Source organism: Oceanobacillus sp. GQ8 (genome assembly GCF_059758495.1).
This window is the reverse complement of sequence record NZ_JCAXEV010000005.1, coordinates 335016-355191: the sequence shown is the minus strand read 5'-3', so window position 1 is coordinate 355191 and position 20176 is coordinate 335016. Positions and strand designations below refer to the sequence as shown.

Annotated in this window: 23 protein-coding genes; 13 read left to right on the top strand and 10 right to left on the bottom strand. The window is 39.2% G+C overall.

What is annotated here, in order from left to right:
• Positions 1-8 precede the first annotated feature (8 nt).
• The 3 genes from AC6CHS_RS17050 to AC6CHS_RS17040 form a co-directional block, all read right to left on the bottom strand.
• Positions 9-665 carry a sugar transferase gene (locus AC6CHS_RS17050; RefSeq protein WP_498237934.1) on the bottom strand — a complete coding sequence of 219 codons (657 nt, stop codon included), beginning with the start codon at positions 663-665 and terminating at the stop codon, positions 9-11.
• A 280-nt stretch (positions 666-945) separates the two neighbouring features.
• Positions 946-1413 carry a thioredoxin-dependent thiol peroxidase gene (gene bcp, locus AC6CHS_RS17045; protein ID WP_498237933.1) on the bottom strand — a complete coding sequence of 156 codons (468 nt, stop codon included), beginning with the start codon at positions 1411-1413 and terminating at the stop codon, positions 946-948.
• Positions 1414-1466: 53 nt separating this feature from the next.
• Positions 1467-1898 (bottom strand): potassium channel family protein, encoded by a 432-nt coding sequence (locus AC6CHS_RS17040; protein WP_498237932.1) that lies wholly within the window; start codon positions 1896-1898, stop codon positions 1467-1469.
• 124 nt (positions 1899-2022) lie between these two features.
• Here AC6CHS_RS17040 and AC6CHS_RS17035 point away from each other — a divergent pair, with 124 nt between their 5' ends.
• From AC6CHS_RS17035 to AC6CHS_RS17015, 5 genes are all read left to right on the top strand, one after another.
• On the top strand, positions 2023-2724 hold the full coding sequence (locus tag AC6CHS_RS17035) for a response regulator transcription factor (protein WP_498237931.1): 702 nt from the start codon (positions 2023-2025) through the stop codon (positions 2722-2724).
• Positions 2706-3716 carry a sensor histidine kinase gene (locus AC6CHS_RS17030; RefSeq protein WP_498237930.1) on the top strand — a complete coding sequence of 337 codons (1011 nt, stop codon included), beginning with the start codon at positions 2706-2708 and terminating at the stop codon, positions 3714-3716. Before AC6CHS_RS17035 ends, AC6CHS_RS17030 begins: the two co-directional genes overlap by 19 nt.
• Positions 3717-3785: 69 nt before the next feature.
• Positions 3786-4562, top strand: coding sequence for an ABC transporter ATP-binding protein (locus AC6CHS_RS17025; RefSeq protein ID WP_498237929.1), 777 nt, complete (start codon positions 3786-3788; stop codon positions 4560-4562).
• The gene (locus AC6CHS_RS17020) at positions 4537-6453 is read left to right on the top strand and encodes an FtsX-like permease family protein (RefSeq protein WP_498237928.1); all 1917 of its coding nucleotides are present in this window, start codon (positions 4537-4539) and stop codon (positions 6451-6453) included. The genes AC6CHS_RS17025 and AC6CHS_RS17020 overlap by 26 nt, the downstream gene beginning before the upstream one ends.
• Before the next feature lie 22 nt (positions 6454-6475).
• Positions 6476-7774 carry a glutamate-1-semialdehyde 2,1-aminomutase gene (locus tag AC6CHS_RS17015; protein ID WP_498237927.1) on the top strand — a complete coding sequence of 433 codons (1299 nt, stop codon included), beginning with the start codon at positions 6476-6478 and terminating at the stop codon, positions 7772-7774.
• A gap of 313 nt (positions 7775-8087) precedes the next feature.
• Here the strand turns inward: AC6CHS_RS17015 and AC6CHS_RS17010 are convergent, their stop codons facing one another.
• From AC6CHS_RS17010 to AC6CHS_RS17000, 3 genes are all read right to left on the bottom strand, one after another.
• On the bottom strand, positions 8088-9857 hold the full coding sequence (locus tag AC6CHS_RS17010; protein ID WP_498237926.1) for an ABC transporter ATP-binding protein: 1770 nt from the start codon (positions 9855-9857) through the stop codon (positions 8088-8090).
• 187 nt (positions 9858-10044) lie between these two features.
• Positions 10045-10572, bottom strand: coding sequence for a nucleoside tri-diphosphate phosphatase (ntdP, locus tag AC6CHS_RS17005; RefSeq protein WP_036577463.1), 528 nt, complete (start codon positions 10570-10572; stop codon positions 10045-10047).
• 434 nt (positions 10573-11006) lie between these two features.
• Positions 11007-11258 (bottom strand): gamma-type small acid-soluble spore protein, encoded by a 252-nt coding sequence (locus AC6CHS_RS17000; RefSeq protein ID WP_498237925.1) that lies wholly within the window; start codon positions 11256-11258, stop codon positions 11007-11009.
• A gap of 163 nt (positions 11259-11421) precedes the next feature.
• Here AC6CHS_RS17000 and yfhS point away from each other — a divergent pair, with 163 nt between their 5' ends.
• The gene (gene yfhS, locus AC6CHS_RS16995; RefSeq protein WP_182858846.1) at positions 11422-11595 is read left to right on the top strand and encodes a mother cell protein YfhS; all 174 of its coding nucleotides are present in this window, start codon (positions 11422-11424) and stop codon (positions 11593-11595) included.
• 56 nt (positions 11596-11651) lie between these two features.
• Here the strand turns inward: yfhS and mutY are convergent, their stop codons facing one another.
• Positions 11652-12722, bottom strand: coding sequence for an A/G-specific adenine glycosylase (gene mutY / locus AC6CHS_RS16990; RefSeq protein WP_498237924.1), 1071 nt, complete (start codon positions 12720-12722; stop codon positions 11652-11654).
• 136 nt (positions 12723-12858) lie between these two features.
• Between mutY and AC6CHS_RS16985 the strand changes: the two genes are divergently transcribed.
• Positions 12859-13845 carry a metal-dependent hydrolase gene (locus tag AC6CHS_RS16985; protein WP_498237923.1) on the top strand — a complete coding sequence of 329 codons (987 nt, stop codon included), beginning with the start codon at positions 12859-12861 and terminating at the stop codon, positions 13843-13845.
• Positions 13846-13858: 13 nt separating this feature from the next.
• Here AC6CHS_RS16985 and AC6CHS_RS16980 read toward each other — a convergent pair whose 3' ends face one another.
• Both AC6CHS_RS16980 and recX read right to left on the bottom strand, forming a co-directional pair.
• Positions 13859-14215, bottom strand: coding sequence for a YfhH family protein (locus AC6CHS_RS16980; RefSeq protein WP_498237922.1), 357 nt, complete (start codon positions 14213-14215; stop codon positions 13859-13861).
• A 67-nt stretch (positions 14216-14282) separates the two neighbouring features.
• A complete protein-coding gene (recX, locus tag AC6CHS_RS16975; RefSeq protein WP_498237921.1) occupies positions 14283-15092 on the bottom strand; it encodes a recombination regulator RecX in 810 nt (269 codons plus the stop codon).
• Between the two features lie 320 nt (positions 15093-15412).
• Between recX and AC6CHS_RS16970 the strand changes: the two genes are divergently transcribed.
• The 3 genes from AC6CHS_RS16970 to AC6CHS_RS16960 all read left to right on the top strand — a co-directional run bounded on the left by AC6CHS_RS16970 (position 15413) and on the right by AC6CHS_RS16960 (position 17542).
• Positions 15413-16303 (top strand): TIGR01777 family oxidoreductase, encoded by an 891-nt coding sequence (locus tag AC6CHS_RS16970; protein WP_498237920.1) that lies wholly within the window; start codon positions 15413-15415, stop codon positions 16301-16303.
• Between the two features lie 482 nt (positions 16304-16785).
• Positions 16786-17343 carry a GNAT family N-acetyltransferase gene (locus AC6CHS_RS16965; protein ID WP_498237919.1) on the top strand — a complete coding sequence of 186 codons (558 nt, stop codon included), beginning with the start codon at positions 16786-16788 and terminating at the stop codon, positions 17341-17343.
• A gap of 64 nt (positions 17344-17407) precedes the next feature.
• Positions 17408-17542 carry a YfhE family protein gene (locus AC6CHS_RS16960; RefSeq protein ID WP_498237918.1) on the top strand — a complete coding sequence of 45 codons (135 nt, stop codon included), beginning with the start codon at positions 17408-17410 and terminating at the stop codon, positions 17540-17542.
• A gap of 31 nt (positions 17543-17573) precedes the next feature.
• Here the strand turns inward: AC6CHS_RS16960 and AC6CHS_RS16955 are convergent, their stop codons facing one another.
• Positions 17574-17897, bottom strand: coding sequence for a hypothetical protein (locus AC6CHS_RS16955; RefSeq protein WP_498237917.1), 324 nt, complete (start codon positions 17895-17897; stop codon positions 17574-17576).
• Between the two features lie 141 nt (positions 17898-18038).
• Between AC6CHS_RS16955 and AC6CHS_RS16950 the strand changes: the two genes are divergently transcribed.
• The 3 genes from AC6CHS_RS16950 (at position 18039) to AC6CHS_RS16940 (ending at position 20176) form a co-directional block, all read left to right on the top strand.
• The gene (locus AC6CHS_RS16950; protein ID WP_498237916.1) at positions 18039-18455 is read left to right on the top strand and encodes a helix-turn-helix domain-containing protein; all 417 of its coding nucleotides are present in this window, start codon (positions 18039-18041) and stop codon (positions 18453-18455) included.
• 225 nt (positions 18456-18680) lie between these two features.
• Positions 18681-19076: a GntR family transcriptional regulator gene (locus tag AC6CHS_RS16945; protein WP_498237915.1), complete on the top strand. Its 396-nt coding sequence runs from the start codon at positions 18681-18683 to the stop codon at positions 19074-19076.
• Entirely contained in the window at positions 19073-20176 is a 1104-nt protein-coding gene (locus AC6CHS_RS16940) for a DUF1648 domain-containing protein (protein WP_498237914.1), read from the top strand. Before AC6CHS_RS16945 ends, AC6CHS_RS16940 begins: the two co-directional genes overlap by 4 nt.

The window sequence follows — 20176 nt, the reverse complement described above, 5'->3', positions numbered from 1 at the left end:
TAGAGGTTTTATTTTTTAAAAAGACGCCGGATAGCACGGAATAGTATGATCATGTCCATCTTTAATGTCCGATATTTCATATAATAGAGATCTTGTTCAATCTTCAAATCTTTTCGAAGGCCGGGAGTATACACCCTCGTGAATCCCGTAATCCCTGGCTTCATGGCCATGCGCCGGTACTCGTACTGATTGTAGGTTACGACTGTTTCTCGATCTACGGCGATTGGACCAACAAAACTCATATCTCCTTTAAATACATTCCATAACTGTGGCAGCTTATGAAGCTTATACTTCCTCAGTTTTTTTCCAATTGGTGTCAGTACTTGCTGCTGTCTTTCTCTTATCATCTGTTGCTGTCTATAGTGTGCTCTCGAAACAGTAGCAGGTCTCGGGAAGGCGGAAATAACCCGCGAAGGAGTAGAAAAAGTACGGAATTCATAGAGAATAAATGGTCGTTCATGAACGCCTACCCGCCATGACTTGGCTAAAACTGGGCCACCTTCTTGTTTGTAAATGATTCTTGCTACTATCAGTATAAGAGGGGTAAATAGAATTAACAGCAGGAAGCTCCCTATTATATCCAGTAAACGTTTAACTAGAAGGTACACCCGCTTTTTCTCCGCACTTGGCTTACTGACCCTACTTTCATACCGCTGAAGCTCCATACTCCCACCCCTAATTTCAATAGATTTAATAACAAAGCTTGTTTCAAATCTATTCAGAAATTGGATTGTATAGAACTATAAGTGCTGTCATCGAAATAGATAGGGATTTCGTAATTTTGTAGAAGCATAATAAAAAAAACGCCAAACGACTATTAAGTCGCTTAGCGTTAGCGTGACTATTCCATAATTAAGTTAAGTAGAAACTCCATATTCAACGAAGTATTTTCCTAGCGCAACGAAGGAACTTTTCACTAAATTCTCACTAAGAGAATGAGCTTTCTTACTTATTCTCTCTCAAGTATTCCAGAGCATCTTCCACATGTCCATCAACTCGGACCTTGCGATATTCCTTGATCAATTTGCCTTCTTTATCAACAATAAAGGTAGAGCGCTCTACCCCATAATACTCTTTTCCGAAGTTCTTTTTCAGCTTCCACACATCAAACTGCTCTGCCACCCTGTGTTCCTCATCCGCTAATAACAAGAATGGTAACTCATGCTTATTGATAAACTTCTGATGAGAGTCTACCGGATCTGGACTCACACCGATGATCACTGCATCCAATTCTTCAAAGCTTTTATGTGCATCCCGAAAATCGCAAGCTTCTGTAGTGCAACCTGGGGTCATGTCTTTCGGATAAAAATATAATACAACATGCTTTCCTCTGTAATCAGACAAACGAACCTCTTCCCCATTCTGATTATGCAGCGTAAAGTCTGTTACTTCTTTTCCTAGTTCTACCGTCATCAAAATCCCTCCTATATGTACTGGTACCACTATAGCACATCCTAAACGCTGGATCATTCTCCCCTGCTTCGCTGCCCATATTGAACAAGCCGGAGCACAAAGGCTGCTGGTAAAATATAACCAATCAATGCTTCAATTACTGCAATGAACCTTCCCACGCCCACAGGTGTGATATCTCCGTAGCCGATTGTGAGCAATGTTACCCCACTAAAGTACATGGAATGAATAAACGATCCAGTTGGCCCCACCTCACGTGGCACCCCGCTCTCCACTAAAATAATCACTTCAAAGGAAAGCATAAAGTAAATCAGTCCAAAGCCGATCATTACCATGAGATAAATTATAATAAGTCCATAAAATAACTCTGTTGAAAAACGACTTTCCCGCATCCCTCTTTGCAGTTTTTTCCCACGTATAAAATCAATGATTCCTTGCAGCATAATAGCACAAATACCAGCCAATAGAACAAATGGAATAGTTTCCATAGAATCCCCTTCTACAATTAATTACTATACTTTATTCTATGCTTTCAGTTACATTAGCTTGTCATTTATTTTTTCAGGAGGATGAGATACGATAGAAGTAATAAAATAGAAGGTCGGGGACGTTATGAAAAGAATTTACCTTATTGAAGATGATCCAAAAATAGCAAATCTTTTAAAGGAATACTTAGAACGGTACGAATATAAGGTCTTTCTTGTCGAAGCCTTTGATACGATTATGGAAGAATTCCAGAAGATCTCGCCTCACTTAGTATTGCTGGATATCAATTTACCACGCTTTGATGGCTTTTATTGGTGCCGACAAATACGTCATGTATCCAATTGCCCCATTATTTTCCTTTCAGCAAGGGACTCCGGCATGGACCAAGTGATGGCAATTGAAAATGGTGGGGATGATTACATAACAAAACCATTTGATTTTGATGTGGTACAAGCAAAGATAAAAAGTATTATGCGAAGAAGCTACGGGGAGTATGCCAATACAAAACAGGCTGATTTCATTGAAATTGCAGGCTTTCACCTTTACCTTACAGCTATGGAAGCTCAGTTTAACGAACAAACCGTCTTACTGACAAAGAATGAATTTATTCTACTAAAAACACTTATGGAGCAGTTAAATCAAGTGCTTAGTCGCTCCAATTTGTTGGAGGCTTTATGGGATGATGAAACGTTTGTCGATGATAACACGCTGTCTGTAAACATTACCCGTTTACGCAAAAAGCTAGAGGACATCGGTATACCAAATAGTATTCAAACTGTTCGAGGTGCTGGTTATAAGCTGGTCAATACATGGAGCGGATTGACATGAGAAACTTCTTGAAAGACAGCTTGCCCTTCATTCTTTTCTTTTTATCCCAGTGCTTGCTCATCATCGGGATTGTGCAGCTATATTTGTATATTACGGGTACAACCCTTAGCTGGGATATTACAATTTACTTACTCATTCTACCTGTTATTTGCCTGTTCATATTTCTTGGTTTTCGATATTACGCATTGAGAGCATATTACAACACGTTAGCAAAAGAAGAAGCCGTTAATGAAATGCCAGACCCACCAAACCACTTGCTTGCCATTGTGAAGAGACAACACGATATGCAGACAAACCAGTATGCAAATGAGGTGGAACAGTTAAAACAACAGAAACAAATGGAGTTTCATTTCATCCAGCAATGGGTCCATCAAATGAAGACACCAGTTTCCGTGATGCATCTCACCATGCAGAAGGAAAAATATAATTTACCGGAGGATTTCCACCATAGTATGCAGGAAGAACTTGAGCGCTTGCAACAGGGGCTTGACCTTGCTCTATACCAATCAAGGCTACAGAAATTTGACCGGGACTTTCATGTTCAGCGCGTCTTCCTAAAAGAAATGGTAAAGGAAGTCATTAAGGACTTTAAATCGGGCTTTATTCGCAATCAAGTCTTCCCGGTCCTAAACATTGACGAATCTATTGAAATTACAACAGATAAAAAGTGGTTTCGATTTGTCCTAAGCCAGATTCTCTCCAATGCTATTAAGTATTCGAAGGAAGAATCAGATAAAATTTATTTCACTTCAGATACAACGTTTGGTAAAACCGCGCTAAAGGTTAGTGATACAGGGCTTGGTATTCCCTCACAAGATCTTTCTCGGGTATTTGACCCTTTCTTTACTGGCTTAAATGGTAGAAACCATAGGGAATCTACTGGGATGGGACTCTACCTATCTAAAGAAATCTGTAATGCATTGGATCATGATCTCTCGGTTACCTCTCAAGTAGATCAAGGAACCACTGTCACGATCACCTTTCGTCAGTGAATTTGAGAGGGAATGTGCTTAACCTCAATTAAAAGAAAACTTAACTTAACGACAGGGAGGCGTATTTATATGCCTATATTAACCGCTGCTAATCTCACAAAAGTATATGGAAGCCAAAGAGGTGTGCAGCATGAAGCCCTACATCAATTCCATCTAGCTGTAGCCAAAGGAGAATTTATTGGAATTATGGGGCCTTCCGGTAGCGGCAAGACGACCTTGCTTAATCTACTCTCTACCATAGATAGCCCCACATCTGGAACAGTGACGATCGACCAAACGACTGTCACCAATTTATCGCGAAATAAACTAGCTGCATTTCGCAGGAAAGAAACAGGCTTTATTTTTCAGGATTATAATCTATTAGAGACATTAACCATCGGGGAAAATATTATGCTTCCACTTACCTTAAACAAGTGGAAGGTAAAAGAAATGAAGCAAAGATTACAGCTTGTGACAGAACAACTTGGAATTGCAGAGCTAGTGGACAAGCGTATTTTTGAAGTGTCTGGTGGGCAACTGCAACGAGCTGCCATTGCCCGGGCAATCATTCATGATCCGACCATCATTTATGCAGACGAACCTACAGGAAATCTTGATTCCAAGGCTTCACGACAGGTAATGGAAGCACTGCAATTTCTCCATCAAGAAAAGAAAACGACAACCATTATGGTGACACATGATCCCTTTGCAGCAAGCTTTTGCGGTAGGGTAATCTTCATTAAAGATGGAAGGCTGTTTAATGAAATACATAAGGGAGATAATCGACAGCGTTTCTTCCAGGATATTTTAAACGTGCAATCCATACTCGGAGGAAATACGGATGACTTTCAGACAGTTCGCTTTTAATAATGTAAAACGAAATACGAGAGCATATGTAAGCTATTTCCTTAGCTGCATGTTCGCTGTTACGGTTTTCTTCATGTATGCAGTGGTTATTTTTCATCCGGCCATACGGAATTATGAATTTCATGATGTTGTCCAATCTGGAATCATTGCATCAGAGGTTATGATTTATGTCTTTTCTTTTCTGTTTGTCCTTTACTCAACCGGGACCTTTATTAAATCCCGTAAAAAAGAGTATGGACTCTTAACTACATTGGGAATTAAAAAATCCCAACTAAACAGGCTACTCATCTTAGAGAACACCATCATTGGATTGGCATCCATCCTAGCTGGTATAGCGGTCGGTGCTCTCCTAACAAAGCTCTTTCTCATGGTTTTTTCCGCCATACTCGGTATAAATGACATTTTACCGTTTCACCTGTCATGGCGAGCAATTGGACTAACCGTGCTTTTATTTTTTATTATGTTTGAACTTAATACTCTTGCCGTAGTATGGACACTACGCACAAAATCCGTAATGGAGGTTTTTCGCGGTTCTTTAAGATCGAGACGGACACCAAAGTTCTCCTGGATCCTCAGCACCCTTGCTTTAGGAGCAGTGGTCTATGCTTATTACCTAGCTTATACAGCTGACTTAATTTCGATTATGTGGCGAATGTTTCCCATCTTAGCACTCATTATTCCCGGCACCTATTTTTTGTTTACACAGCTTAGTATTGCGACCACCAATCTTCTAAAGAGAAACAGGTCGCTTTTATATCGAAACTTAAATCTTTTAACCATTTCCGACCTATCCTATAAATTGAAGGAAAATGCTCGAATTCTCTTTATAGTAACGATCTTAAGTGCTGTTGCTTTTACCTCAAGCGGTGTACTATTTGGTCTGTTGCGGGGTGTGGAGGCAGAGACATTACGTTTTACGCCACAAGCTGTCTCTTTATTAAGTAATGAAAATGCTGAACTGGAAGATGTCGAGAGCGTGGTCAGAAACGTAGAGACACAATTTAAGGAACAATTTATTCCTTATGAGTCCACGCTAGCAACTGCAATTCGTACAGAAACCGAGTCGACCTTAAGAAACTGGAACCAAACACCCGTGTTGGTGTATGCCTATTCAGACTATCAGCAAATGATGGACCTAAAAGGAGTTAAAGCAGCAGCGGAGCCACAAGCTAGGGAGGGGCTTTTGTTTGTTCAAGATCTCATTGATAGTTATACGAAAAGCATCCCGGAGGTTATAGGAGTTAAGATTGGGCAAACAACTACAAATCTATCCCTTGAGTGGGAAGTAAGCCCTTTAAACTCCTCAATCGGTACAAATGTGCAATTAATTGTCTCAGATGAACAATATGAACAATTTAAGCAAGAAGCAGAAGCAAGTAGTATACGCTACAATTACGTCATGCACATTCCTAATCCATTTGACTATGCTACAAAAACGGATAATGTATTGAACCAGGTTAACCCAGAAATTGCCTATACCGATTCACAAGCTAATTTTTACCTTATGATGAGGCAGAGTATGTCTTATCTGTTCTTTTTTGGTATATTTATTAGTGTCTTATTCTTTTTAGCTGCAGGTTCTATTCTATATTTTCGAATGTACCAGGATATTGATAAGGATTTAAAGCATTACTATTCCTTATATCGGATAGGGTTAACGAGTAAGGAAATGAGAAAAATAGCAAGCCGTCAAGTGGCTCTATTATTTTTTCTTCCTTTTACGGTAGCTGCAATACACGCCGGATTTGCATTTAAAGCATTACAAAATATATTGGTTTCTAATGTGCTCATACCAAGTATTTTTGTTTATTCGCTCTATTTCGCAGTACATTTTATCAATTTCATTATCATCCGAAATATTTATACAACAAAGCTAAATAAAGTTATGTAAACAAAAAGGAGGAAATGCAACAATGAATAATACAAAATCTCAAGCATTACACGAAGAAGCATTAACGCATATTGTTGGTGGAGTGAACTCCCCTTCTCGTTCCTTTAAGGCAGTAGGCGGCGGTGCACCTGTCTATATGGAACGGGGACAAGGCGCTTATTTTTGGGACGTGGACGGTAACAAATACATTGATTACCTAGGTGCTTATGGACCAATTATCACTGGACATGCCCACCCTCATATCGCAAAAGCTATTGCTCATGCAGCAACCACAGGTGTTTTATATGGTACACCAACCAAACTGGAAAACCAGTATGCGAAAATGTTAAAGGACGCGATTCCTTCCTTGGAAAAGGTACGTTTTGTAAACTCTGGTACTGAAGCTGTTATGACGACCATCCGTGTGGCTCGCGCCTATACAGATAGAACGAAGGTTATCAAATTTGCTGGGTGTTATCATGGCCATTTCGATGCTGTACTCGTACAAGCAGGGTCAGGCCCAGCTACATTAGGAACGCCGGATTCTGCAGGTATTCCACGTTCTGTTGCAGAAGACGTGATCACTGTCCCATTTAATGATCTGAAAGCTTTTGAAGAAGCATTGGATAAATGGGGAGATGAAGTTGCCGCTGTCTTAGTTGAGCCAATTGTAGGGAATTTTGGTATTGTGGAACCGCATGAAGGTTTCCTTCAAGCTGTAAATGATTTAACGCATAGTAAAGGAGCCCTCGTTATTTATGATGAAGTTATTACTGCATTTCGTTTTACTTATGGAAGTGCGCAACAGGTTTATGGGATTGAACCAGATATGACAGCAATGGGTAAAATCATTGGTGGAGGTCTACCAATTGGTGCATATGGTGGACGCATTGACATTATGGAGCAGGTAGCTCCTTTAGGCCCTGCATATCAGGCTGGTACAATGGCCGGTAATCCTGCATCAATGGCTTCAGGGATTGCTTGTCTAGAAGTTCTGCAGGAAGAAGGCACTTACGAAAAGCTTGATAATCTTGGCGCATTGCTTGAAAAAGGTATTACAGAGCAAGCGCAGCGTTACGGTGTTGAAATTAGTGTTAATCGTCTTTGTGGGGCATTAACTGTTTATTTTGGAACTGGCAAAATAACTAATTATGATCAAGCCGAAGCGAGTGATGGCGAAGCGTTCGCAACTTTCTTCAAGCTTATGCTTGAGCAAGGGATCAACCTTGCGCCATCTAAGTATGAAGCATGGTTCTTAACTACTGCACATACTGAAGCAGATATCGAAACAACCATTGAGGCAGTAGGGAAAGCATTTGAAACAATGAGTAAGGATAAGTAAGAGTTCAAATTCAGTTCACTCAGCCTAACATTAACAACTGCTCCAAAATTGCACTACACTTTCCGCGGGCTTGCGCTAAGCCTCCTCGCTCGCTGAACAAGCTCGCTGTGGGGTCTTACCGTCTTCGCTTTCCCGCAGGAGTCTCCGTGTATTTTCTGCGCTGTGTGGGCGTTTAAATTAAAAGGTTAAATTTAAGCTTCCAATATAAAAACATTTTTTAGGATTGATGATCTGTTTTCATAAACATAATCCGCTATGATTGCTTATCTAACCAATAGTAAACCCCCTCATCCATAAAAATGAGGGGGTTTACTTATTTACTCTCTTGCTCGATGTCATCGTCTAGATGTTGGACTTGGTAAAGGTTGTAGTATGCGCCTTGTTTGGCCATTAGTTCTTTGTGTGGGCCATCTTCGACTATTTCACCATTTTCAATTAAGACAATGCGGTCTGCATGTGTAATGGTCGCTAGTCTGTGCGCCACTATGAATGTTGTTCTGTCTGATGCCAGCTTCTCAAGCGCTTCTTGGATTGTATGCTCGCTTTCTAGGTCGAGCGCTGAAGTTGCTTCATCAAAAATAAGGATTGGCGGATTCTTTAGAAATACTCGCGCTATAGCAATTCGTTGTTTTTGCCCACCCGAGAGCTTAACTCCCCGCTCACCCACAAGAGTGTCATAGCCATTAGGTAGTCCTTGAATAAATTCATGTGCATTAGCTGCTTGTGCTGCTGCTACAACCTCTTCGTCTGTTGCCTCAGGCTTACCCATTCGTATATTCATCGAAATCGATTCACTGAACAAGGTATTATCCTGCAAAACCATCCCAATATTATTTCGTAAAGATCTTACTTTCACATCGCGAATGTCTAATCCATCCACTTTAATAGAACCACTTGAGACATCATAGAAACGAGGGATAAGGCTGATCAGGGTTGATTTTCCTCCCCCACTCATGCCAACAAACGCAATGGTTTCTCCACGCTTCACATGAAGATCTACATTACGTAGCACTCTACTTTCATCTTCATCATACCGAAACGAAACATTCTCAATTGAAACTTCGCCTTCAACTCGTTGGAGGCTTTTCGCATCTGGTTTATCCTCTATATCATATTTTTCATTTAAGAATTCAAACACGCGATCAATAGAGGCAATTGACTGTACGAGTACGGTAGATGAGTTAATCAATCTCCGTAACGGGCTATAGACTCTTTCCATATAACCTACAAACGCAACCATGGTACCCATTGTAAGATCCCCATTTATCACCTGATATCCCGCATAGGCAATCACTAGCAATGGAGCCAAGTCTGTAATGGTATTCGTTACAGCAAACGTCTTTGCATTCCAGTTCGTATGATCAATGGCTTTTGTAAGGAAATTATTATTTCTGCTCTCAAACTGTTCTTGTTCATAATCCTCTAAGGCAAAGCTACGTGTTACGGGCACACCTTGCACACGTTCATGTAGGTGACCTTGTACTTCTGCCAACGCCTGCGAACGATCTCTTGTTAAACGTCGTAGTTTGGCGTAAAAATACTTTATCGAAAAACCGTATAAAGGAAAGAGTATAATGGCGACAATTGTTAATGGTATATCCATTGTCAGCATAATAATGATAGCAATAAGGATGGTGACAAGGTCTAGCCAAATATTCATAAGCCCTGTAAGTACAAAAGTTTTCGTTTGTTCGACATCATGTATTACCCGGGAAATAATTTCCCCGGTTTTTGTCTTCGCATAAAAGCTAAGACTTAATTTTTGTATGTGGTCAAACAGCCTATCTCTTATATCATATAGAATTTTGTTGCCGACCCACTGCGCCAAATATTGTCGAATGTATTCAATTGGTGGTCGAAGAACTAGGAAAATCACAAAGGAAATCCCCATTAGCCAGAGCAATTGGGATGTCTTTTCAGCTGCACTCATCGCTTCCGCATTAATAATATTATCGATTACATATTTCAAGATAAGCGGCATTAACAAAGGTATCCCGAATTTCACAATACCGACGAGTACCGTCCAAATAATTTTCCAAGTGTATGGTTTTACAAATTGCATATACTGCTTGATACTGCTCATTTTCCATCTTCCTTAATATCATAATTGAATTTATTAGCCATTTTAAAAACCTTTCTCCTAAAAATGAAAGGCCTAGAACGCGGAGACCTTGAACTAAGTTTAACCTACCATTTCGAAATTACGCTTATTTCCAAACGTGTAAAAAAGGAAAAGCCTTGCTACATAAATGTAACAAGGATAACATTCATCACCGATAGGTTAGATATCTCTCATACCATTGGTCAACAAAATCTGGAGAAAACGGCCCTTTCCTTTGACGAATCCAACGCAGTAAATAATCTAAGTTGTTGTGTAGAATACGATCGAGAACCCTAGGATAATTCATTTGAAGCCTGTGGTCATCATATTCATCTTCATCAAGGATGTCGTAGGTCATATCTGGATATACTTTGACATCAAGATCGTAATCAATGTATTTCAGTGCTTCTTCATCAAAAACGAACGGAGAGCTAATATTGCAGTAATAATATATTCCATCTGTACGCAACATACCGATGATATTAAACCAATACTTTGCATGAAAATAACAGATAGCTGGTTCTCTTGTTACCCATGATCTTCCGTCACTTTCCGTTACCTGTGTTTTATCGTTGGCCCCGATTACAATTGATTCCGTCCCCTTTAGTACAAGGCTGTTTTCCCAAACCCGGTGAAGTTGTCCATTATGCTTATAGCTTTGTATTTGCATCTTTGAACCTGGCCTCGGAGCAACCATCTCATCTTCCTCTCACTAATAGTCCGTTATTAATCCTTTTTTCATTATAAGGGCTACTATGTGAAATATAAAGTATTACGTACTTTTGGTCTTCTGATGCTGACCCGCTCTAAGGCGATGTTTTCTTGCTAACAGCTGATGTTGCCGGACTCTACGGCGATATTCTTCTGCTCTCTAGCGATGTTGGCGTGCTCTTGGCTGATGCTCCCGGGCTCTGAGGCGATATTCTTTTGCTCTCGGTTGATGTTGCCGGGCTCTACGGCGATGTTATTCTGCTCTCTAGCGATGTTGGCGTGCTCTCGGCTGATGCTGCGCCTTCACTCGCAGACAATACTCTCCCGCTCTCATCCAATCCCCCACCATCACAACAGCTAAACGCACTAAAAAGAGCTCCCTTAAAAAGGGAGCTCTTAGAAATGTTGTGAGGTTGATATTTACTTTTTGTTTTGCTGAGATTGTTGGTTTTGTTTTTTTACTTCCTGAGCGTTTGTTTCAGAAGCAAACTCAGTACCAAATTTCCCTTGGCCTTGAGCAGACTGCTGATTCTGTTTTCTTACTTCTTGAGCGTTAGTTTCGGAAGCAAACTCAGTTCCGAATTGCCCTTGACCATTTGAAGCTTTTTGGTTTTGTTGTTTTACGTGCTGAACGCTAGTACCTGAAGTAGTTTTGTTTGGGTTTTTAGCCATCAATATCACCTCCGCACTACTAATTTAACCAGGAGGACGATAACTTATCCGAACTAAAATGTTCCAATTCCATCATTAATTGGATATAAATTCCATTAACGAATAAAAAGCGACTTTCTACATAACTTATGAGGGAGCAATCACATTTAGAGGAGAAATGATGATGGATTCAACAAGAAGAGACTTTACAGAACTTACAATGATGAGTAAAACAAAATGGAACAATGAAGAGCTAAATTACTTTCAGCATGCATTATCGCAGCTGTTACCATATGTAAACCCAGAAGGACTTTCCATCCTTCATGAAATAAACAAAGAAATGCATACAAGAGACTAGGTTCTATAAAAAAAGGACTGGGATATAAGTGCTGAACTTCTCCCAGTCCCCTATTCTCAACCCATGTACTTCATCATTTTTTGATGAGAGACAGGAAAAGGGTATTTTGCCACATCTTCTTTTGCGATAAGCTTTAGTCTTTGATCTTCAATTGCTGTTATATCAGCTTCAGCATGATATATTTCCAGCTCCCAAATGAGATGGGAAAATACGTGCTTCAATTTTCCTGCATGATTCTTTACATTAAGCGAAATACCATACTCTTGATAAAACCAGCTTTCAATATGGTCATATCCAATTTCACTAATAGGAACCATAGGAAATTGAAAAAGGTCAGCAAGCAGTCCATCACTTGAGCGCTTCTCAATAACATATTCCTCTTGTGGCGTCCGAATTAAAAGTGCCACATAAGGTACCTTTCTTTGTTTCTTAGCCTTTTTCTTAACAGGAAGTGTTTCTTCTACCCCTTCCGCATATGCCTGACAATGCGCTTGGACCGGGCAAAGCATACAAGCAGGTGATTTAGGAGTGCATATAATAGCACCTAATTCCATTACTGCTTGATTAAAGGATGAAGGATCATCTTGATCAATAACTTCTCGAACATATGCTTCAAAAAGTTTTCTTGTTTTAGGTAATGCAATATCATCCTCAATATAAAACAGTCTCGAAAAAACCCGCATTACATTCCCGTCTACTGCCGGTTCTGGCTTATCATAAGCAATAGAGAGGATAGCTCCCTTGGTGTATGGTCCAATTCCTTTTAATGATCCAAGTTCTTCCGGATTATCAGGAACAACTCCACCATAAGTTGCTACTACTTCTCTTACTGCGTTTTGTAAGTTTCTAGCGCGGGAATAGTATCCTAAGCCTTCCCACGCTTTTAGTACATCCTGCTGGTCTGCAGCAGCTAAAGCTTCAACTGTTGGGAAATTGGAGATAAAACGGTGGAAATACGGGATGACGGTATCAACCTTTGTCTGCTGGAGCATAATTTCTGAGACCCAAATTTTGTATGGATCCTGATCCTTCCGCCACGGTAAGTCACGCTTTTCTTCCTGATACCAATTTATTAGATCTTCCTGAAAATCGGAAATGTTAAAATGTTGTAACGGTATATTTTTCATAAATTCACATCCTGTATGATACAATAAATAAATCAAAATAGCCTTAAATTTTAAGTAAACAATCATGCCAGTACGACGCACCAGCATACATCCTAATTTTTGTATGAAGACCAAACCTTTAAGGAGGACCTATTTTATGGATACTGGTACCCATATAGTAATGGGTGTAGCACTGGGCGGTTTAGCTACATTAGATCCCGCTGTGCATCAAGACCCCTTACTGTTTAACGCGGTGCTTGTAGGGACAATTGCCGGTTCTCACGCACCCGATTTTGATACAGTATTAAAGTTGCGAGATAATGCGACCTATATCCGACATCACCGGGGAGCGACTCATTCTGTCCCTGCTGTGATTATGTGGGGAATTTTAATCGCTACCATCATATATCTGTTTGTTCCAAGTGTTAACTTCCTACATTTATGGATATGGACGTTTCTCGCTGTTGTTCTACATGTATTTGTAGATATATTCAATGCTTATGGAACACAGGCATACCGCCCATTCACCAATAAATGGGTGGCACATGGATTTATTAACACGTTCGATCCCTATATCTTTGCTCTTCACGTTGCTGGAATTGGAGCATGGCTACTAGGTGCAAGTCCTGGTTATACCTGGCTTACTATCTATGCAGTTATCTTCTTGTACTACATGAAGAGGTATAATGATAAAAGGGAGATTGTAAAGGAAATAAAAGGGTATTATTCAGATGTCGAACAGATTGCAACATCTCCTACCCTTAAACAAAATTATTGGCGAGTCGCTGTAACGACAAAAGATCGTTTCTACGTAGGTAGTGTGCAGAACGGCCACATTGAAATTGTGGACGAATTCAAAAAGTTACCTTTACCTGATACAGAAATCATGAAAATTGCAAAAGAGGATAAAAATGTTTCAGCGTTCCTATCCTTCTCACCCGTTTATCGATGGGAAATTAATGATTTTGATGATTTCACTGAAGTGCGTTTCATTGATCTACGATATCGTTCAAAAGGGCATTACCCGTTTGTTGCGGTTGTCCAAATCGATGACAACATGCGAGTTATGAGTTCGTATACAGGCTGGATCTTTTCTGAAAGAAAACTACAAAGTAAATTATATGTTGAAGAAACACCGATTTAAAACAGCAGGAAAGCTACCTGCTGTTTTTATTTATCCTCACGGCATCTCCTAATAAAGAGATGGGAATTGCTTCTTCTTGCTCATTCATTTCATTAAGGAGGTTTATTCTATGCCCCCAAGCAAAAACACCATTGATATAATTAATTTTAAATGTGTAACCCGGATCTGTCTTTAATGTATAGATCTTTTCCGCTTTAAAGTCTTTCGGATTTAATGTGTAGGCAAGCGCCACCTGCATTTTCCGTTCATTAACTGCAACTTCAGAAATGTTTCCAAGCTGTTCAGCTTTTTGTGCCTTTTCCTTTAATTTGCCTATTTCAGCCCGCAATTGTTCAATAGAATAATCGCTATACCTATAATTTGTACTCATAAAAATCCCTCCCTGATGCATCCCATAATCATAGCTTTAAATTCACTTCGTGTAAACAAAGGCTTGGCTACTCCTCTGATATTTCCTCTAGTACATTCTTAATGCTATCCAAGTTAAAACCTTTACGATAAAGTCCCTCTTTTACTTTGTTCCTGAGCTCATAGTCACTGTATTTCTTCTCAAATTTACGAATTAGTTTTTCAGCTTGACTTCTTAATGCTTCCTGTTCCGCTTCTTCATCTTTATCAATTGTGTCCCCATTCAATACTTCGTTTATGACGTCATGGGAAAACCCTTTTTGCATGAGTTGTGTTCGCCATTGCTCTTGCTGTTTACGAAAGGAAACATTCTTTTTATGCTGGCTCTTTTTTTCTAGTAAATTTTGGGTTTTTTCATATTGTAAGTCATAAGTGAAAACAGAAACCGCTTCAGTAGCTATGTTAGCTGCGACCCCTTTTTCCATAAGCTCCCTTTTTATTACATTTGGTCCTTTACTTGAAGTGTTTATTCTCGTTCTAACAAACATCTCCGCAAACTGTTTATCATTGATTAGTTTCTCATCATTTAATCGGTCCATTATCTCTTCTACTTCCTCTGGCTCAGCTTCTTTTTTAATTAGAAAATCACGAATTTCCTTCTTTGTTCTCATTCGGTAGCTTAAAAAGTTAATGGCTTGGGTATATATTTTATGTAGCGAATCTTTTTCTAAAATTTGTTCAATCGTTGCATCATCAAGTTCGTCATTTTTACTAAGTCCAAACTTAATTAAAATATCTTCATCCACACTAAAGCCGTATTTGTCTGTATCGCCATCAGCAATAAAAATATTGTAACGACTTTTACTTTTTTTCTGTGTAGTAATTCGGGTAATTTTCAAGTTGTTTCACCCCTCCTTTCTTATCTTAACAAAAACAGAGCAAAAGTTCGCGTTTTATGTTCAAAACATTTTTTTACCAACAAACAATGCTTACGTTGTTTTCTAACTGAGATTTTGCATATCCTATATATAACTATAAAGTAAAACTTGAATCTGTGGGGGGTTTTCGTTCTTCCCCCACTGATTGTTAGTTGAGCGAATCGGGGTGTTAGCGTCCGTTTATTCCCACTTAAACATTATTGTTTGACTTCATGTTTTGAAGTGGGAGTCTTACGGACGGTTGCACCGGGATAAATTTTGTTGAAAAGTAGGTGTCAGAAATGAATATTTTAATAACTGGTGGAACTGGGTTTGTAGGGAAACACCTTACAAAAGCGCTTCATGAGAATGGACATCATACGTACATACTTACCCGCTCCCCTGAGAATAAACAGGACTCGGAGTTAGCAACATTTATTGGCTATGAACACGATCCAACCACATTACCGCATATCAATGCGGTTATTAACCTTGCAGGCGAGTCCCTTTTTGGCTATTGGACAAAAAGTAAAAAGCAGTCTATTTTAGAAAGCCGTATCAACATAACCCAGTCACTCGTTGAAATGATTAAAAAAATGGACAATAAACCAGATGTGTTTATTAGTGGATCTGCTGTTGGATATTTTGGCAGTTCTGAGGATAAGATTTTTACAGAAGCAACGAATGACGCTGGGAACGATTTTCTTGCGGAAGTAGCTCTTGAGTGGGAAGCAGTGGCTAATCAAGCTGAGAATCAACTCGGTATCCGTACCGTATTTTTGCGATTTGGTGTAATTCTTGGGAGCGAAGGAGCCTTTCCTCTCATGCGCCTACCAGTTAAATTATTTGCTGGCGGAAAAATCGGAACAGGGGAACAATGGCTCTCCTGGATTCATATACATGATGTAGTGCGGTTAATTCAATTTTGCCTAAATGATTCAAAGATAGAAGGTCCGGTAAATGCTACGGCGCCACATCCAAAACGCAATAAAGATTTTATGCGTATACTAGCTTCTGTGATGCATAGGCCCTACTGGTTGCCTGTACCATCTAGTATGATTCATTTACTTATCGGAGAAATGGGGCAGCTCGTCACAAAAGGCCAATATGTCCTCCCTAAAAAAGCCCAGGACCATGGTTTCCAATTTAACTATCCGCATCTAAAAAAAGCAATAAGTTCCATTGAAGAATAGACCTCTCCTAGAAGTCCTGTTAAGCCATGTAATTAGATGGAGTTTATATTCCACTAGCCCTGGCAAAATACGTAGACCCGAATAGGAACAACACGAGCCGGAAGCCCACAGAAAGCCAAGTTTATGTTGCTGTGGCTGTCGGCATTACTGAAACCTCCCACATATATTTTGTTTATCAATTTATTGTAAAAAATTGTCGGGAAATTTTACAAAAAAGGGTATTCCCTTTCTAAATAAAAATGTGTAAAATAATGCTATCAAACATCAAATTCATAAACTAAAAGAGATGAAATACAAGTTAGAACGTAGAAATTAAATAGGGAAGGCAAATGGTGCGCCACCAGCAATGCTGGTTCTAGTGGGTTCGATTCCCACCCCGAATTTTTGTTGAACGTTAACTAAAAATTCGTGGGTGGGTCAACTTACTAAATTCCCTTATGGTTATTTAGAATACCCACCTGTCCATAAGGAGGGTATTTTTTATGCTTAAAATGCGTGACCTACAAGAGGCGCCTGTATTATATGAACTGATTAAACATCCAGAGGTCTTCCCCTATGTTAGACATAAAGCCTATTCAAGTGAGGAGTTTCTCTTCATTACAAAACAGACAATGGAAGCTGAGGATAATAGAGAACTGATTTCTCGTACAATTCTAGATGAATATTACCACCCGATCGGTACGATAAGTCTATTTGATATACAGGATGGGTATGGGTTTCTCGCAACATGGATTGGCCAGCCCTATTTTGGAAAAGGCTATAATAAACGTGCAAAGGAGCAATTCTTTGATGAGCTTTTTCTGACTCATAATATGAATGGCGTGTTTATGAAAGTAAGAAAAACAAACAGCAGATCGCTTAAAGCAGTAGTAAAGCTACCATATGTAACGATTGCAAATAGCACCTATCCAGAAGTATATCAAGAGATAAATAAGCAAGAAGAGGTATATGATTTGTTCTTAATCTCGAAGGATCATTACGTTTCTTACCAAACTTTTGCAAACACCGAACAGCAGCATACTGAAGAGGAAGTTGGTTAATCTTAGAAAAGATGTATAGATTCCTCTCTCTTGGTGATCCTAATGGATACATGGAGGTGTTCTAATGAAGCACAACGGCAAACAAATGCAGCAGCATGAGAAATTCCTATCAAAGACACAAGAAGTTCTCTATCAGAAAGAATTTAAGCAAGCAGATCGAGTTTATCAGCAGCTGTCACAAAGAGGGAATCGAAGCTAACCGCTTTGATTCTTTTTTTATTTTATGTTTTTTAGGTACCAAAGCTACCAGAATATCCGTCTTCTTCTCTTGTAGATACTGGAATGTGACCCCATTTACTTAACACATGGTCTGCTTTTTTTCTTGCTTCATGTTTACTAAATCCTTTTCCATAGCCAACTTCTATATCCGTCACTGCAACCATCAAGGCTGCTTGCCAAAGCTCCGTTTGCTGGATATTCCATACATAGATAACAACCGTGTCTTGTTTCACCACATGGATCTCAAAATTAACTTTATAGAAAAGGAAACGCAACATCTTGCACTTCGTTAAGTTAGATATCGTAGGATGCCTAAGAATCATACAACTCACCATTTTATTCACCTCTTATAAGTTCAATATAAGAACATTTTACTATATGTTCTATATAAGAACAAACGATTCCCCTTCTGTTTCTTTCCGTCATGATAGTATGAAAGATACAAAAAGCTACAGATTAGAAAGTTAGTGGTGCAAATGAAATTAGAAAAACTCGCAGTAAATATAAAACATTTTAGAATGCAAAATGGCTGGACTCAACAAGATTTAGCCGACAAACTAGCCATTTCCCGATCTGTTGTAACAAAATGGGAGAACCGGACTGCGGTGCCAGATATCGCCTCATTACTTAAAATTGCTTCGTTATTTGAGCTCTCACTGGACCATCTCACAGGTAGCTTTGCGTATGAGCAAGAAATGCTAAAAGACTTCCAACGAGTCTATGGACAGAATAAAGCTGGTCTCGACCAAGACCTATACCAAAATGTCGACTATTTACGTTCGCATCCCAAAATGAAGGAATCTCTAAACAGAATCCAAGCTTTACCAGAAAAGAAACAAGAGTCGATTCAGAAGATCCTCGAAACTTTGTTAGACCAATACGAACAGTTATAAGAAAAGAGCTGATTTTAGATATCAGTTCTTTTTTTTACGTTAACTAAGAAGCAATGACGAGTCAGTTGAATTTTTGAAGGTCCAAGAATAAGAAAAAAGACATATTTTTTAAAAGACGAGCGAATGTGAGTTTATCTCATACGCTTTTTATATTGCACTTTAAGTTTATCTGTTATATTATGTGTATAACAGTTAGAACATAAAAAGACAGAAAGGGTTATCTACATGTTTATTCGCCTTGATTTTGAATCAGATGAACCTATTTATACTCAATTAATCCATCAAATCATTGAGGGGATAGCCAAGAAAAACCTTTCGCCTGGTGATCCGCTCCCCTCAGTAAGAGCAATGGCAGCAGATATTGGCATCAATCTGCACACTGTAAACAAAGCATATCAGCATTTAAAGCAAGAAGGCTTTATCCTTATTCATAGACAAAAAGGAGTAGTCATTCATCCGGATGGGGTCGAAAAAGCAGATGTTTCTTACATGGAACAAGTACAGAAAAAGCTTCGTCCCTTCGTTGCAGAATCCATTTGCCGTCAGGTTTCCGAAGAGGAGTTTTTAAAGCAATGCCAGGAGCTATTTAACGAATTTAAAGAGGAAGGTGAAAAAACATGACATTTATTCTATTATTATTCTTTTTTACGATCGCTCCAGTTTTTATTATCATGATGTTTATCCCATATTTGACGAGAAAAACAGAAAGCTTTGGTGTTTCCATACCAGAGGAAATCTATCATACCAATGAAATGAAACAATACCGTAAGAAGTATGCCATCACTGTTGGCTTTGTTAGTTTGATCGTTACGATTATATTTATTGGATTTGGTACTACAAGTAACAATGAGACCACACTTAGCATACTACTTGGCGCCATCATACTTGGTTACATGATGATCAGCTTTTTCTTATACTTGCATTTCCACAGGCAAGTAAAGCAGCGGAAAGCAGAAGAAGGATGGGTTAGAAATAAAAAGCAACAACTTTCTATTGATCTGCGTTTTCGCCGGCAAAAGCTTTCCGTTAGCAATCTATGGTTCATCCCATCTTTTATAATCGCATTTATTACCGCTGCCTTATCTTTCATTTATTACGACACGTTGCCTGACACGATTCCCATGCAATATGACTTTTCCGGTAATATAACGAACACGGCAGACACATCTTATAAAGTCATCCTATTGATGCCAATCATGCAAGTTTTCCTTGCTTGTCTCTTTTTGTTTGTCAATATAATCATTACAAAAGCAAAGCAACAGATTGATGCAGATAACCCTGAGTCTTCTGCTGAACAAAATCGAGTTTTCAGAAGAAGATGGTCCGCCTTTATCGTGATAACGAGTTATGGTTTAACGCTTTTGTTTTCCTTTATTCAATACTCCTTTTATCAGCCTATCAAATCGGATCTGCTAGTTGGGGCTCCTCTTGTATTAACCGGTGGGATGATTATTGCTGCACTACTTCTCTCCATCACTACAGGTCAAGGTGGCAGTCGTGTCAGGAAAGAAGCCCTTAATAACAGTAGCTATGTGGATAGAGATGATGATCGTTATTGGAAGCTTGGCCAATTCTATTTTAATAAGAATGACCCTGCCTTGTTTCTTGAAAAGCGATTTGGCATCGGCTGGACAGTGAATATGGCGCGACCACTCGTATGGATTATACTGTTTGGCATCATCCTCTTAGCTGCAGGTATTCCTTTACTATTATCTATGTAA